Genomic DNA, 15,916 nt, shown 5'->3' with positions numbered 1-15,916 from the left:
AGAATATGAGAAATGATTTTCGTTCCAGCAAAGCTGTTTTTTTAATCTTAGCCATTATACTGGTTACCATAGCCCTCTGTCTGTTTTTTTTTCATAATCTTTATGTGTTCATGCTGCTAAGTGCCTGTTTGCTTGTTTTTCTGAGCATACTGCTCAACAATGCGTTCATACAAAACAGCAAATCATTGGTGCTGCTCCTTAATGCACTTGAAAATTCGGACTACAGCCTCAGGTTCTCGGAAAATAAAAAAGACAATTACAATAAAAATGTCAATATCACCCTGAACCGTATCAAAGAGATACTCACGCTGGCACGCACCTCTGTAATGGAGCAGGAAAAGTTCTTTGCGGCAGCCGTCGAAACGGTTTCTACCGGCATCATCATTTGCGAGCACAGCGGAAGTGTGAGAAATGCCAACAGAGCCGCTCACCGGCTTTTAGGGCTTCCGTCAATCAGCCACATCAAACAGCTGGCTTTTGTGGATAAAGGATTGGACGAACGCATCATGGCTTTGCAGGAGAATGAAAGTATGATTGTAAAGATCGAAACAGAGCGGGATGTAAGACAGTTGAATGTAAAGATGACCACCGGCGAAATACAGTCCTCTATTTACAAGATCTTCACTATTAACAATATCGAAAGTGAATTGGAGGCGCACGAAACGGAATCGTGGATACGGCTTATACGGGTTATGACCCATGAAATCATGAATTCCATTGCTCCGATCAGCTCTATCAGTGAAACACTTACCTTACGGCTGGAGAAAGAAAAAGACGATGACGAACCGATAGATAAGGAAATGCTTCAGATGGGACTGGACACAATCAGAAGCACGAGCCACAGCCTCTTGAACTTCGTGCAGGACTACAGACGCTTTACATCCGTGCCCATACCTGAAAAGAAAACATTTGCCCTGAAGCCTTTAATCAACGAAATACTTTCCCTTCTTCGACAATTGAAAGAAAGAAACGGTATTGAGATAAGCATGAATATCGCAGACGATTTCACAATCCATGCAGACAGAAAGTTGATGCAGCAAGTGCTGCTAAACCTCATAAAGAATGCCTATGAAGCTCCCTTCCCTCCGGAAGTGCAACCAACGGTTACACTGTCAGGCTCGCAGGGACCTCAAAACGAAAAATTCATCTACATATCCAACAACGGACGCCCCATCCCCTCCGATGTGGTACCCAATATCTTTATCCCATTTTATACGACTAAGGAAAACGGTAGCGGCATCGGACTCAGCTTGAGCCGTTACATCATGAGACGCCACAATGGGAATCTCGTTTACCTGCAACAAGGCGGCAGCACCATTTTCAGAATAGATTTATGAACCGAAAAACCAGACTTTCCAATACAATGCGAATCGACAACAGTATCAACAAATTTTACTTACCGGCCTTTTTCATCTTATTATTTATCGGGCTGCACATCCGGGTATATGCCGGGATACCGGTAAAAGACTCCATAGCCATGCAAAATTGGGTGGATAAAACTTTAAGCTCTTTCTCCGTGAGAGAAAAAGTGGCACAGTTGATTATGCCCATGATCTATCCGACTTCGGAAGAGCAGAAGTTGAAAATATACGAATACGATATTCAGGAAAACCAATGGGGAGGCATCCTGTATCAGAAAAGTATGCTCAGAGAACAAAAAAGTATGAACGACAGGCTGCAAAAAGTGGCTAAAGTGCCCATGCTGATTTCTTTAGACGGAGAATGGGGATTGTATATGCGCCTGAAAGATGCGCCTCGCTTTCCGCGTAATATGGGATTGGGTTACAGTAAAAATATCCGGCTTATCTATGACTACGGGCAAGAAGTGGCAAGGGAGTGTAAACTGATGGGGATACATATCAATTTCGCTCCGGTATTGGATGTAAACAATAACCCGAAAAATCCTGTAATAGGGACACGCAGTTTCGGAGACGACCCTGAAACGGTGGCAACCTGTGCCATAGCTTATGCCAGGGGATTGGAAGACGGTGGGGTGCTAAGCGTGGGTAAACATTTTCCCGGTCATGGCAACACCGATCAGGATTCACACAAAACGCTCCCTTCCATTACCTCTTCGTTTTCAGAATTGGAGCGGGTCGAACTTCTGCCTTTCCGTCGCTATATCGATGCCGGCATGGAGGGCATCATGGTGGCACACCTTAAGGTTCCTGCATTGGATCCCGATGGTACCCCGACATCTTTGAGTAAAAAAGTAACCACAGAGCTTCTCCGTGAAAAAATGAACTTCCGGGGACTGATCGTTTCCGATGCCTTAGCTATGGCCGGAGCACAGTATAAAGGCAAATACACTACTGCGGTAATGGCTTTTCTGGCGGGCAATGATATTCTTTTGGCGCCTGCCAGTCCGAAGCAAACATTAAACGAACTGCTGGCGGCTTATGAAGAAGGTATTATCACCGAGCAGCAGATAGACGAAAGGTGCAGACGGATACTGATGTATAAATACAAGTTGATCGTCGAGCCGGGAGACTTGTCGGCGCAGGCCTCCGAGGTTAAAGCCGAAGTCAATAACGAAGACGCACAAATTATCCGGAAAGAATTATGGAATAACTCTATTTACATTGAAAAAGAGCACCCTCAAATAAAGGAAAAAATCAATAACAACGGATATAAACGAATAGCTTTGGTAACAGCCGGTGCTACGCCTGCGTGCCTGTATGCCGGTATTCTTAAAAAAGAGTTACCCCTTGATGTATTTGGTTTACCGACCGGCAAGGAAGGACTGGCAAAATTGTTTAATAAACTGAAAAAATACGATTTGATACTGGTAGGGGCTTTTACTTCCAATGCAACCATCAATGGTGCAATCGGTCGCATATCCGCCCTTAAACCCACTATTCTTACACTGTTTACCAATCCGTATGCACTCAACAAAATGGGACAGACTCGAACCCGGGCCCAAATGATTATACATGCTTTTGAAAGCTGTGAGGAAGCACAACGGGCAGCAGCTGATATGCTTTTGGGCAATATAGACAGCAATAAAGAAATTATCGAAAAGAAAAAAACTCTGCCTGTAACCGCGGGGTTTAATCTCATAAATCCTGCAAAACTTTCCAAATTGGATGAAATAGCCCTTGAAGGTATCGACGAAGGGGCTTTTCCCGGCTGTCAGATACTGGTCATGAAAGACAACAAAATCATTTATGATAAATGTTTCGGTACGCTGACCGGCAAGAAAGACAGCCCTGCCGTAAATGAAGAAACATATTACGACTTGGCATCGCTGACAAAAGCCTGTGTGACCACACCGGCCATCATGCAGTTGGTAGCCGCAAGAAAAATAGCCTTAAATGCGGGGATAAGTACTTATCTGCCACAATTCAAAAACACTCCGCTGGCAAACGTCACCGTCAAACAACTTCTTCTACATGAGGCCGGACTTATTCCCACCATAAATTTCTATACCGATCTGATCGATCCGGAAAGCTACACAGAGCCTCTTATCAGTAACCGGCATACGGTAGGAAGGGTGAAAATAGGAAAAAATGCTTGGGGAAATCCCAACTTCAAATTCAAGCAAAAGTTTGTCAGTGAAAGAAAAAACGGCAAATACCCCGAAACTCTGGCTCCGGGCATTTATCTGAACCGCTCTTTCAAAGACTCCATGATGAACAGAATAGCAGAAACGAATATGTACCGCAAAGGCAAATACAAGTATTCGGATATCGGTTTTATTTTATTGCAGCAAATCATCGAAAAAGTCAGCGGACAGAGTTTGGACGCTTATGCAGAGAAAAAGATTTTTGCCCCCATCGAAGCAAAATTATTTTTCAGACCTCTTGAGCACAAGACAACCGTCATCAAAAATATTGCCCCCACGCAGGTAGATCTTTTTCTTCGCAAACAGGAAATCTGCGGTACCGTAGACGATGAAACGGCCGCATGTCTCGGAGGTGTTTCCGGCAGTGCCGGTTTATACGGAAACACTCATGAGCTGGCCAAACTGATGATGCTTTTTGCCAATAAAGGAAAATGGAACAAAAAAGAAATCATAGATTCAAAAACATTCAACCGTTTTATTACAGAAACGGGCTATCAGGGAATTCGCAATTTAGGATTCGACAAACCCAGACTGCGTACGGCCAGCTCGGCGGCCGAAAGCGCTTCCCGTTCCACTTTCGGGCATACCGGTTTTACGGGCACCTGCTTTTGGATAGATCCGCAGTACAATCTGGTTTTTATTTTCCTGAGCAATCGCACCTATCCCTCTCGTCTGAATACAAAACTAATGACCATGAACATACGTCCGCGCCTGCATCAGGCCGTATATGACAGTATGGTTCCTTAATTGCCATATTTATAAGAACTTAGGAAAACGGATCGTATCCTCTTAAAAGGTTGCGAATTGAGAGAGAAAGCCTTAAATAATTATTATATTTGTTGTAGTTAATAAATTATTTAGCTAAAAGTCTTATGAGAACAAACCTAAGTTCACTGATCAATCTCACAAAAATACCGGAACAGTACTACCGTCCTAAAAACGCCCTTGAGCGTGCCCGGTTGTGCCGTTTCGAACAGATACCTACAGAGATCTTTGCTTCGGAACACGAAGGGGCAAAGTTCGTAGCCCAGCAGATCATAAAAGAAATAAAACAAAAACAGGAAAAAGGAGAAAAATATGTTTTGGGACTTTCCGGAGGCGTCTCTCCTCAGGAAGTATACAAGCAATTGGTAGAATTTTACCGCAGCGGAGCAATTTCATTCGAGAATGTCTACTTCGTGTTGGCTTTTGAATATTATCCTTTGAGCAGTAATTCGATTGGCGGCAATAATGCCGTTTTGCGCGAAACGATTTTCAATAAAATTGATATTTCTGACGAACAGATTATTTCACCCGATGTAACCTGTTCCGACGACGAGGTAATGGCCGTTTGCGAGGCTTACGAACAAAAAATAAGCTCTTTGGGAGGCCTTGATATGATCATCATCGGTATTGGAGTCTCGGCCAGTCTGGGCTTCAATGCCTCCGGTTCGAACCCTAACAGTATGACGCGTCTTGTTCTGCTGGATGATGATGCCAAAGAGGCGGCCTATCCTATGTTTCAAAGAAAAGATGCAATACCCGCATGTGCCATCAGTTTAGGTATGTCCACGATCTTCAGTGCAAAAAGAATTGCATTGATAGCATGGGGGCAAAATCGAGCCAAAGAAATTAAAGCAGCAATCGAAGGTAAAATATCGGATGCGATACCGGCATCCGTTCTTCAGAAACATAATCACACCCGTGCCTATTTAGACCTTCCGGCAGCATCTTCACTCACGCGTATCGATCGCCCCTGGCTCGTTACCGACTGTGAATGGAACAGCAAGCTGATTAGACGTGCTATTGTATGGTTGTGCGAGCAGACAAACAAACCTGTCTTAAAACTGACTAACAAAGACTATAACGATCACTCCTTAGGAGCTTTGCTGACAAAAGACCAATCGGCATATGACGTAAATATCCGGGTTTTCAATGATATACAGCACACCATTACGGGATGGCCGGGTGGTAAACCGAATGCGGACGATAGCAACAGACCGGAACGAGCGATTCCTTATCCCAAACGTATTATTGTTTTCAGTCCTCACCCCGATGACGATGTTATCTCCATGGGAGGAACACTGAGAAAATTGGTCCAACAGGGTCATGACGTGCACGTTGCCTACCAGACCTCGGGGAATATTGCAGTGGGGGATGAAGAGGTTATCCGCTACGTATCTTACCTGAGAAACGTATGCAGGCAATATGACGAAGGAAAAAGTCCCATTTTGGAGAAAGCCGAAGAAATACGCAAATTCCTCATGGAAGAAAAAGTCGAAGGAGAACCCGAGCGCATCGATGTTCGCTTTATGAAAGGGACGATTCGCCGCGAGGAGGCCCGTACTGCCTGTCGCTTCGTGGGAGTACCCGAAGATCATATACATTTTCTTGATATGCCTTTCTATGAAACCGGTATGATCAAAAAGAAGCCGATTGGCAAAGAAGACATCGACATAGTCAAGCAACTTATCGAACAGGTAAAACCTGATGCCATGTTCGTGGCCGGAGACTTGGCCGACCCCCACGGTACGCATCGTGTATGTCTGGATGCTATTCTGGCGGCTGTGGATATGATCAAAAACGATGAATGGTTCAAAAACAACTGTTGGATATGGATGTATCGCGGAGCATGGGCCGAGTGGGAAATCGAGCACATCGAAATGGCCGTTCCGATGAGTCCGGAAGAATTACGTTTCAAACGAAACAGTATTCTCAAGCATCAAAGTCAAATGGAGTCCGCACCATTTCTGGGTAACGACGAACGGCTTTTCTGGCAGCGTGCAGAAGATCGCAACCGGGATACTGCAAAGCTTTATGAAAGACTGGGACTGGCGTCCTACGAAGCTATCGAAGCCTTTGTTCGCTACCATCCGGTAGATTGAACGGGCATAAATTCTTTCGATCCTTCCGCTTAAAGGATCTTACATCGAAGGGGCTGTATCAAAATTCGTTTTTGGCACAGCCCCTTTCAGGTGTATCAGAATGCGTAAAGTACAAGGAGCTAAGATTGAGGCCGAAGGGAGCGTATTAAAGTACGTGACCGAAGTCGAAGATCGTAATGAATGCAGCAATTTGCGCTTGATCGCACCCCATCATTTTGTATCATTTCTTTTCCGGATAGAATGTGAAAACAGGAAGATAAAGTCTTTTTGCTTTCAGATTTTGGGGTTTCGTTAAGTGTCTTTGATACAGCTGTTTGCCAAAAGTGAAATTCTCTGCCTGATGGTTGAAAATTCTTCAGGCAAAGAAGAAAAATCCAAGTTAACTTCGTTGAAAATCCGTAGCGCAAAGGATTTTCATCGGTCACGGAACAATATAAAAAAGCATTATCCTTACGGTGAAAGACTCTTTCCATAACAGTAAGGTTCTTCCATTTTCAGATTTATTACCCTTTTGCCTCATAGATTTTCGGATAAAGGCAGTCTCTACAATTCTTGTTATCTTTGTAAAATTAGTAGTCATCATAAAAATATCATTATGGCCAGTAAAAGACAATTAAAACATGATATTGAAATTATCGGCTCCGAAATTTTTGCAGATGCATACGAACTCAGAACTTTGGTTTCGGATGAGCAGTTAAAGGATTTGGACGAGTTGCTCAATCGTATCTTGCAGTGGATGGATGAAACTATTTTACATGTGGGGCATCCCGACGGAAAAGATAATCCTAAATTGGTGAAAGCCTATTACAGAAATTTGCGCAATAAAATGGGCGAGGAAATAAGTTCTATGTATGACGATTTGAAGAAAATCGCAGAAAAGATCGAAAAAAAATAAACTAAATATCGTTTTTTTTTGAAACATTTATCTAAATGGATTCTGCATCGTTTGGGCTGGACTCTTTTAGACATAGAGGGGGCTCATCCGGAGAGCAGTATTATTTGTGTGGCACCTCACACCAGCAATTGTGATTTTTTCCTGGGTAAACTTTATTACTGGGCGATGGGTCGCAAAGCCGGTTTTTTGATGAAAAAAGAATGGTTCTTTTTCCCCTTGGGATTTATATTGAGAGCCATGGGCGGTGTCCCTATCAATCGTTCCAGAAGCGGTTCTACGGTGGCCCGTGTACAGCGTTTTTTCTCGGCTAAAACCGACAGGCACATTGCCATTACACCCGAGGGTACACGAAGACAGACAGAGCGCTGGCATAAAGGTTTTTGGCATATAGCCAAAGGTGCAAATGTGCCGATACAGCTTGCTGTAATCGACTATAAGAAAAAGGAGTTGGGCATATTCGAGGTCTTTCATCCCACAGACGATCCGGATGCAGACCTTGCTTATATACAAAGTAAGTATCATGCGGAGCAAGCTCGCTTTCCCGAAAAATTTGCCAAAACCGTAAAATGAAAAAGGAGCTTAAAGTTGCGCTCATGCAGATGGATATCTGCTGGGGAGAAGAGCGGGCTAACCTGCAACGCATTCAGGAAGCGGCAAAATCCGTTTCAGGCAAAGCGGATATTTTGGCAATGCCCGAAATGACCACCACCGGATTCATGATGGACGAACGGGTATTCTCTATGATGGGCGACAACGATGTATTCCACCGGTTACAGGAAATTGCAGAGAAGAATCGGATAGCGCTGACGGGCAGTGTGGGAGTGAAAGACGGAAAGCATAACTACAATAGAGCTTTTCTGATTGCCCCGCATACGGCACCTCAATTTCAGGATAAGCGACATCTCTTCTCACCTGCCCAAGAAGACAGGCTTATGACAGCTGCCAAAGAGCGTAACATTTGGCAATTCGAGGGCTGGAAGATATTGCCCGTCATCTGCTATGACCTGCGTTTTCCCGTTTGGTGCAGAAATCACGGAGAGGAGTTCGACCTCCTTTTGGCTGTTGCCAACTGGCCTGTACCTCGGCGTAAAGTGTGGAAGACGTTGCTTCTGGCGCGTGCTTTGGAAAACCAATGCTACGTGATCGGTGTCAATCGTGTGGGGGCCGACCCCAATAAACTGCTCTATCCGGGAGATTCTATGGCGATAGACGCTCGTGGAGAGTATATTATAAGATGTGAACCCGATAAAGACACAGTGGAAATAGCTACACTCGATTATGATAAATTAGAAGACTTCAAGCGAAAATTTCCTGTCTTACCGGACGGTGATGATTTTTCGATAAATCTATGAACTACCATAAACATAAAAACCATTGAAATGAAAGCACTGGAAAAACTAATCGCAAAGAAACTGATTGAAGTGAAAGCCATAAAATTACAACCCAATAACCCTTTTACATGGGCTTCGGGCTGGAAGTCTCCAATCTATTGCGACAATCGTAAAACTCTTTCTTACCCTGAGACTCGCACTACAATCAAAGTAGAATTGGCACGTGTTATCTTGGAAAAATACCCTCAAGTGGACGGTATTGCAGGAGTTGCAACAGGCGCAATCGCACAAGGTGCCATGGTTGCGGATTTATTGGGATTACCCTTTGTCTATATCCGTGCTACACCAAAAGATCATGGTCTGGAGAACCTGATCGAGGGTGAATTGAAGCCCGGTAGCAATGTGGTTGTAATCGAAGACCTCATCTCTACCGGCGGCAGCAGTCTGCGCGCAGTGGAAGCCATCCGTAACTTCGGGTGCAATGTGCTCGGTATGCTGGCTATTTATACACACGGCTTTGCCGAAGCAGAAGAAGCATTCAAAAAAGCTAAAGTTTCTCTAACCACGCTGAGCAACTACAATGCCGTTATCGATGAAGCGCTTAACACGGGTTACATCTCTAACTCCGATGTGCAGATGCTCAAAGAGTGGCGTAAAGATCCGGCCAACTGGCAAAAATAAAGACCTTCTGCAGAGGGTCGATTACCTTTTATTAAATCGTTTCATATGACAGAGTACATCAGTGAAATAAAACAAATTGCCGCATCACGTCCTTTGGTTTTCAGTGTGTTGAGCGATTTGAACAATGTTAAGTCTTTATCGGACAAGATACCGGCAGATTATAAGCTTCAAATCGAGCCTGTCGATGCTGACAACATGGCTATCATGGTGCCGGGAGCAGGACGCATGCAGTTGCGAATAGTAGAACGTGAGGCCGACCAAACCATTAAGTTGGAAACGGTCAATTTTCCTGTCAAGGCCAACGCCTGGATTCAGCTGTTGGAGCCAGCCGAAAACGATACACGCCTGCGTTTGACCCTGAAAGCCGACCTCAACCTGCTGATACGCAATATGGTTGGAGGAAAGTTGAAAGACATGGTAGATCAGATGGCTTCGATGCTGTCTCTTATTCCGTATGAGCAATTTAAGTAGAGAATTCAAATTGCCGTTTATGCGGAAATCTGTTTTTTATGCTATCGGTGCGGCTGTCCTGTTATGGACGGCCGTTGCCTTTTCCTGTACATCCGAACACGCTGCCCCGGATAGATTGCCCGAGGCACCCGTCCATGTGCATCTATCGAAAGCGGATGCCCGATATAAAGAACTTTGGCAACCCGGAGGAATAGCGATAATAGACCGACCTCAAGTGGCGGGTGAAGCAGTAGGAGTAGCAGGGCTTATCGTCATTCAATCCATAGCACCCCAAGGTGTATTTTATGCCTTCGACCGCGCCTGTCCCAACAGTTTTGAAAAAATAGAGATTTTAAGCATAGAAAACATGGAGGCCGTTTGCCCGCACTGCGGAAGCCGTTATACCATACTCCACGGTACAGGCGCTCCGGTGTCGGGACCTGCGGTCTCAAACAAAGCAGTGATGAGGAGATACACCGTACAGACGTTGCCGGACGGGTTGTTAATTACACGATAAGCTGTAAAAAAGGCCTTGTTTTTAGAGGAAGAGAATATTTTCAAATAAAAAAGCTGTGGCGCAATCCGTTTCAGACAGATTGCGCCACAGTCTTTTTATCTGTAATTAAGCCAAAGGAAAATGACCGTAATATTTTTTTTATTGCTGTCCGCTAAAAGTCAAATATGCCCAAAATCTGCTTCCCAACATCGATTATATGCGGTTTCTCGCTATGTTTTCTATGATTTCCGGCATCCAAGCCCCCATTTTTTGCATGTTCATTTGGATGTCCGCTAAAAGAGGCAAATAAATTGATGGATAGATTTAACCTTTTCTTGTGGAAACTCTATTGTAGAGGCTTTCAAGCATGTTTTTGGCCTCTTGTGAAATGAATGCCAAAGGAGAATACCGGCTGTCCGACAAAAATTACGTTTAGCGGACAGCAATATATTTTTTTATACAGTCATAGAGTCTTAGAAGCGTTTTGCCACTTCTTTCCAGCTGATGATATTCCAAACATCTTTCAGGTGGTCTGCACGGCGATTTTGGTAATCGAGATAGTAAGCGTGCTCCCACACGTCGATACCCATCAAAGGGGTATAACCGTCTTTTACGGGATTGCCGGCATTCGGATACTGACCGATGCCCAGTTTGCCTGCATTGTCCTTGTATAACCAAACCCAACCGGAGCCGAACAGTTTGGTACCTGCTGTCTGAAATTCTTCCCGGAACTTCTCAAAACTGCCCCATTTCTCTTCAATGGCTTTGAGTAATGTACCTTCGGGCTTACCTTCGCCTTTGGGAGTAAACTGCAAAAAGTAAAGATTGTGATTAAGCGTTTGGCCTGCATTGTTGAAAATAGCACCATCGCTCTTTCTTACAATATCCTCCAGACTCATTTCTGCAAATTCCGTGCCTTCGATCAGTGTGTTCAAAGTGTTTACATAGTTTTGCAGATGTTTGCCATGGTGATATTCGATGGTGTCTTTTCCGATAACCGGAGCCAAGGAATCTTTAGCATAAGGCAGTGTTACAAGTTCGTGTTTCATTTGTTTATTTTTTTATTTGACAAGTTAATTCAAAACGGGCATCGCAAAGCCTCGATTATTCCTGTTGCAGAAGTCCGTATTCGATTATATAACATGGTTGCCGCTTCTATTGTTTACCTTTGTTTGTAAGAAAACAAGAAGAAAATGGATGAAAAGAAAAAAAACGGACTCATCGTTCTTTCCGGAGGAATGGACAGTGTTACCCTGCTCTATGACAAACAGGACGAAATAGTTATGGCTGTAACTTTCAACTACGGCTCCAAACATAATGCCAGAGAGATTCCTTTTGCCCGTTTACACTCTGAACGGCTGAAGATTCCGCATATCGTTATCGACCTCGATTTTATGAATAAATATTTTCGCAGCGATCTTCTTCAAAATGGCGGAAATATACCGATGGGCGAATATAATGAGGAGAATATGCGAAACACGGTGGTACCTTTCAGGAACGGTATCATGTTAAGCATTGCGGCGGGGGTGGCGGAAAGTTATGATTTGGATAAACTGTTTATCGCCAATCATTTTGGCGATCATGCCATTTACCCCGATTGCCGGGCTGCTTTTATTGCTCCCATGTCGAAAGCTGTAACCCAAGGTACGTCGAACGGAATAAAAATCATTGCCCCTTATACGAATATCGACAAAGGGCAAATAGCAATCATCGGCAAACGGCTGGGCTTGAATTATGCCGAGACCTGGAGTTGCTACTGTGGGGGTGAAGTTCAGTGCGGTACATGCGGCACGTGTATCGAACGCAGGGAAGCAATGCAGCAGGCCGGAATAGACGACCCCACAACATATTTGCATTAAAGAGAAAAGCTATAAGCAATAAAAAAGGATATGCCACGAGGCATATCCCTTTCTGTTATGATGTAAGCGGTTTAGTTTACCACTCCTTTTACTCGTAAAATGTAAGCTCCGTCCAAACCATTGCTGTAAACTGCAATTGTTTTAATAAATTGTCCCGGGCGTCCGGCGGGGTTAAAGGTTACCTTAATTTTACCTTCACGTCCCGGAGCAATCGGTTCCTTGTCGAATTCCGGGGTCGTGCATCCGCAAGAGGCCACAACACGAGTCAGAACGAGCGGTTTTGATCCGGTATTCTTAATGATGAACGTATGAGATACGTTGCCGTTTGCTTCTTTAATGTTTCCGAAGTCGTAATCAGTCTCAGCAGCAGAGATCACAGCTCCCTGCGACTTTTGATTTTGTGCCGTGCCCATTGTTATGAATAACAAAGAGGTTAGCATTAAATAGATAAACTTTTTCATATTGATAAAAATTGTTTATGTCCTTATTTCTTTGTGCTTTTATCAAGCACTCATACTTACAAAGATACCATTTTTGTTTTAATTGCCTTGAAATCAACATTTCATCTGCCTCCAAAGGCTTGTTTATGGATTAGACTGCCATCGGTTGCAAAGGTTTAATCGAAAAGATCCCCGAGGTAGTCGGATTTCGTTTGCAGATCGGCTTTTGCCTCTTTCATTGTTTTTTCGTCGCTTTCATCGATCATCGTCCAAAACTCCTCTTCCGATACCAAACGTATGGACAGAGCTTCGGCTTTTTGACGCTTGGCCGGACCCATGTCATCCCCTGCTAAAATAAAATCGGTATTGCCGGAAATCGAACTTGCCATCTTTCCACCCAACCGCTCGATCAATGCTTTGTACTCATCTCTGGAATAACGGTGAAACTTACCGCTGATAACTACGGTTTTCCCGGCTAATACACCTCCGTCGGACTGAACGTTTTTTGTTTCTTCTGTAAAATTCAGTCCCAAATCTGCCAGTTGAGCGATCAAAGCCCGGTTGTCGGCATTATCGAAAAACACACGGATACTCTGTGCTATCTTCGGCCCGATTTCGAGGGTTGCTGTCAGCTCTTCTTCGGTTGCCTGCATGAGTTTTTCCATAGAGCCGAAAGCCTGTGTGAGAGTACGGGCTACGGTTTCTCCTACGAAACGGATACCGATGCCGTAGAGCAGGCTGTGAAACGGTCGCTTTCTCGAACTGTCTATGCTGGCAAGCAACTTTTGAGCACTGCGTTCGCGTATTCCGGGCAGCGAGGTCAACTGCTCTTCCGTCAGTCTGTACAGGTCGGCAATATGATGAATCAGTTTCTTGCGGTAAAGCAAATCTATTGTCTCAGGGCCGATATTGATATTGGCCGCCTTACGGGTACAGAAGTGTTCGATACGACCTTTTTGCTGCGGTTCGCACGTGGCGCCGTCCGGACAGTAATAGGCCGCCTCTCCTTCGGTACGCACCAAAGGAGTGCCACAAGCCGGGCAATGGGTTATAAATTCAATCGGTGGCATCTCCAACAAACGGGCATCCTTATCAACCCCTACAATTTTGGGAATGATTTCACCTCCTTTTTCAACAAAGACGTAATCGTTCTGCCGCAAATCCAATTCGGCGATAATATCTGCATTATGCAGGGAAGCACGCTTGACAACGGTACCCGACAGCGGTACGGGCTCCAGATTTGCTACAGGAGTGACAGCTCCTGTACGTCCTACCTGATAATCTACCCCCAACAGTTTGGTACGTGCCTGCTCGGCTTGAAATTTATAGGCTATGGCCCAGCGAGGAGATTTGGCTGTATAGCCCAGGCGTTTCTGCTGCTGGATCGAATCCACTTTCAAAACCACCCCGTCCGTAGCTATGGGCAGGCGGCTTCGCTGCTTATCCCAATACTCCAGAAAAGCATAAATATCTGCCGTGGAAGAACAAAGCGTTACAGCATCCGATACCTTAAAACCCCACTGCCGTAGCAGTTCCAGCCGTTCAAAATGACTGTCGGGCAACTCCGGCGTATCGATTGCATGGTAAAAATAGGCATCCAGTTTTCTTGCGGCAGCGACTTTCGGATCCAACTGTTTTAACGTACCTGAAGCAGCATTGCGCGGATTGGCAAAAAGAGGTTCACCCTTTTCTTCCCGTTCGCTGTTGAGCCGTTCGAATTCCTTAAACGGAAGCAACACTTCTCCACGTACCTCCAATCTGGAAGGATATCCTTCACCGCGCAGCTTTAGCGGTATGCTTCGTATTGTGCGCACATTGGCCGTTACCACGTCTCCAACCAGACCGTCACCTCTTGTAACGGCATCTGTCAGTACGCCTTCTTCATAAATCAGAGCTATGGACAGTCCGTCGAACTTCAACTCCGCATTCACTCTAAAAGGCTCATTGTGTAAATCCCCTGCCACACGTCTGTAGAAATCCTCTACTTCGTTGTAATTGTAGGTGTTCGAGAGAGAAAGCATAGGTATACTGTGTCTCTTTTGAGCAAAGCCTTCCGTTCGGTCTGCTCCCACCCGTTGCGTAGGAGAGTCAGATGAAAAGTATTCGGGATGACTTGCCTCCAAGGCTTCCAGCCGTTTCATCATCATATCGAAATCCTGATCCGGTATGAGGGGTGAATTCAGCACATAATAATTATAGTTATGCTCTGCCAGTTCATGGCGCAAAGAGTCGATTTCCTGTTTAACGTCTGTCATAGGAGAAAACCTAAAGTTTCATTGTTGTTTCAAAGTCTATGCGGTTAAGTATAGAACGCCCCAATGTTATTTCATCCGCATACTCGATTTCGTCACCCACGGCTATTCCTCTGGCTATGGTGCTGATGCTGATGCCGAAAGGCTGAAGTTTTCGATAGATATAAAAATTCGTGGTGTCGCCTTCCATGGTAGAGCCTAAAGCAAGCACCACTTCTTTGATGCCACCGTTTTTGACACGCTCTACCAATTCTTCGATGTGCAAGTCCTGTGGCCCCACGCCATCCATCGGGGAGATAACCCCGCCCAATACATGGTATACGCCGAAATACTGTGCCGTATTTTCTATGGCCAGCACATCATTGATATTCTGCACCACGCAGATAGTAGACCGATCGCGACTCGGATTGGCACAAATGGGACAGATCTCCGTATCACTGATATTATGACAGCAACGGCAATAGACCACATGATTCCGGAGGTTACGCAACGTATCGGCAAAAACATGGGTAAACTCGGCAGGGCGGCTAAGCATGAAAAGAGTTAACCGCAAGGCAGTCTTGCGTCCGATGCCCGGAAGAGAGCTGAACTGCTCCACGGCACGCTCTACAAGTTTTGACGGATATTGTTGATTCATAGATAAACAAAGATAAAAAAAAGCCTTTGTTGGTGCATCCCCGCAGATAGTACAGATAAATCTGCAGATTTCTTAACCGGACAAAACATACTGTAATTTATTTGAGTACATCCAACGTGGTTATTCCCTGTTTATTCCATTGTGTTACATCTTTTATTGTAACACTGTTTCAGGATTTGACGACAACAGACAAAGGGGCTGTGTCAAAATTCATTTTTGGGGCAGCCTCCTTTTTTTATTCCTCATCCAACGACAAAGCCCCAACTTTCACAAGCTAGGGCTTCGTTCGTTCACTAAGTTTGAGTAACTTAGCAAATATCAATTACTTAATGAATACAAAGTTACACTTTCGTCCTTACATATCCGACCCCATCCTGCTATTTCCTGCAGAACTTGGTCAAGATATTGATGCCAATGACCCTGTGCGCCTGGTCAACAGCATTGTA

14 protein-coding genes are annotated in these 15,916 nt (G+C 44.7%); 10 read left to right on the top strand and 4 right to left on the bottom strand.

Annotated elements, in window-relative coordinates; translation table 11 throughout:
• The first annotated feature begins 5 nt into the window (after nt 1-5).
• The 9 genes from A3GI_RS0105440 (at nt 6) to A3GI_RS11200 (ending at nt 10,303) form a co-directional block, all read left to right on the top strand.
• A complete protein-coding gene (locus A3GI_RS0105440) occupies nt 6-1,337 on the top strand; it encodes a sensor histidine kinase (RefSeq protein WP_018360461.1) in 1,332 nt (443 codons plus the stop codon).
• Nucleotides 1,334-4,312, top strand: a complete 2,979-nt coding sequence (locus A3GI_RS10640; RefSeq protein WP_018360460.1) for a glycoside hydrolase family 3 N-terminal domain-containing protein — start codon at nt 1,334-1,336, stop codon at nt 4,310-4,312. Before A3GI_RS0105440 ends, A3GI_RS10640 begins: the two co-directional genes overlap by 4 nt.
• Before the next feature lie 125 nt (nt 4,313-4,437).
• Complete coding sequence (locus tag A3GI_RS0105430) at nt 4,438-6,429, top strand: glucosamine-6-phosphate deaminase (protein WP_018360459.1); 1,992 nt, start codon at nt 4,438-4,440, stop codon at nt 6,427-6,429.
• A 595-nt stretch (nt 6,430-7,024) separates the two neighbouring features.
• Nucleotides 7,025-7,324 (top strand): hypothetical protein, encoded by a 300-nt coding sequence (locus tag A3GI_RS10635; protein ID WP_018360458.1) that lies wholly within the window; start codon nt 7,025-7,027, stop codon nt 7,322-7,324.
• Between the two features lie 18 nt (nt 7,325-7,342).
• Nucleotides 7,343-7,894: a 1-acyl-sn-glycerol-3-phosphate acyltransferase gene (locus tag A3GI_RS0105410; protein ID WP_018360457.1), complete on the top strand. Its 552-nt coding sequence runs from the start codon at nt 7,343-7,345 to the stop codon at nt 7,892-7,894.
• A complete protein-coding gene (locus A3GI_RS0105405; RefSeq protein WP_018360456.1) occupies nt 7,891-8,676 on the top strand; it encodes a nitrilase-related carbon-nitrogen hydrolase in 786 nt (261 codons plus the stop codon). The genes A3GI_RS0105410 and A3GI_RS0105405 overlap by 4 nt, the downstream gene beginning before the upstream one ends.
• 27 nt (nt 8,677-8,703) lie before the next feature.
• Nucleotides 8,704-9,336, top strand: coding sequence for an orotate phosphoribosyltransferase (pyrE, locus tag A3GI_RS0105400; protein WP_018360455.1), 633 nt, complete (start codon nt 8,704-8,706; stop codon nt 9,334-9,336).
• Between the two features lie 45 nt (nt 9,337-9,381).
• Nucleotides 9,382-9,807 carry an SRPBCC family protein gene (locus tag A3GI_RS0105395; RefSeq protein ID WP_018360454.1) on the top strand — a complete coding sequence of 142 codons (426 nt, stop codon included), beginning with the start codon at nt 9,382-9,384 and terminating at the stop codon, nt 9,805-9,807.
• The gene (locus tag A3GI_RS11200) at nt 9,791-10,303 is read left to right on the top strand and encodes a Rieske (2Fe-2S) protein (protein WP_115087352.1); all 513 of its coding nucleotides are present in this window, start codon (nt 9,791-9,793) and stop codon (nt 10,301-10,303) included. Before A3GI_RS0105395 ends, A3GI_RS11200 begins: the two co-directional genes overlap by 17 nt.
• A gap of 452 nt (nt 10,304-10,755) precedes the next feature.
• Here the strand turns inward: A3GI_RS11200 and A3GI_RS0105385 are convergent, their stop codons facing one another.
• Nucleotides 10,756-11,331, bottom strand: a complete 576-nt coding sequence (locus tag A3GI_RS0105385) for a superoxide dismutase (RefSeq protein ID WP_018360452.1) — start codon at nt 11,329-11,331, stop codon at nt 10,756-10,758.
• Between the two features lie 144 nt (nt 11,332-11,475).
• Between A3GI_RS0105385 and queC the strand changes: the two genes are divergently transcribed.
• Nucleotides 11,476-12,141: a 7-cyano-7-deazaguanine synthase QueC gene (queC, locus tag A3GI_RS0105380; RefSeq protein ID WP_018360451.1), complete on the top strand. Its 666-nt coding sequence runs from the start codon at nt 11,476-11,478 to the stop codon at nt 12,139-12,141.
• A gap of 71 nt (nt 12,142-12,212) precedes the next feature.
• Here the strand turns inward: queC and A3GI_RS0105375 are convergent, their stop codons facing one another.
• The 3 genes from A3GI_RS0105375 to recR form a co-directional block, all read right to left on the bottom strand.
• Entirely contained in the window at nt 12,213-12,602 is a 390-nt protein-coding gene (locus A3GI_RS0105375) for a DUF1573 domain-containing protein (protein WP_018360450.1), read from the bottom strand.
• 155 nt (nt 12,603-12,757) lie between these two features.
• Complete coding sequence (gene ligA / locus A3GI_RS0105370; protein ID WP_018360449.1) at nt 12,758-14,836, bottom strand: NAD-dependent DNA ligase LigA; 2,079 nt, start codon at nt 14,834-14,836, stop codon at nt 12,758-12,760.
• 10 nt (nt 14,837-14,846) lie between these two features.
• A complete protein-coding gene (gene recR / locus A3GI_RS0105365; protein WP_018360448.1) occupies nt 14,847-15,470 on the bottom strand; it encodes a recombination mediator RecR in 624 nt (207 codons plus the stop codon).
• Nucleotides 15,471-15,916 lie beyond the last annotated feature (446 nt).

This window comes from Porphyromonas macacae DSM 20710 = JCM 13914, from assembly GCF_000379945.1.
Lineage (GTDB): Bacteria > Bacteroidota > Bacteroidia > Bacteroidales > Porphyromonadaceae > Porphyromonas > Porphyromonas macacae.
This window is presented reverse-complemented; position numbering and strand designations above follow the sequence as displayed.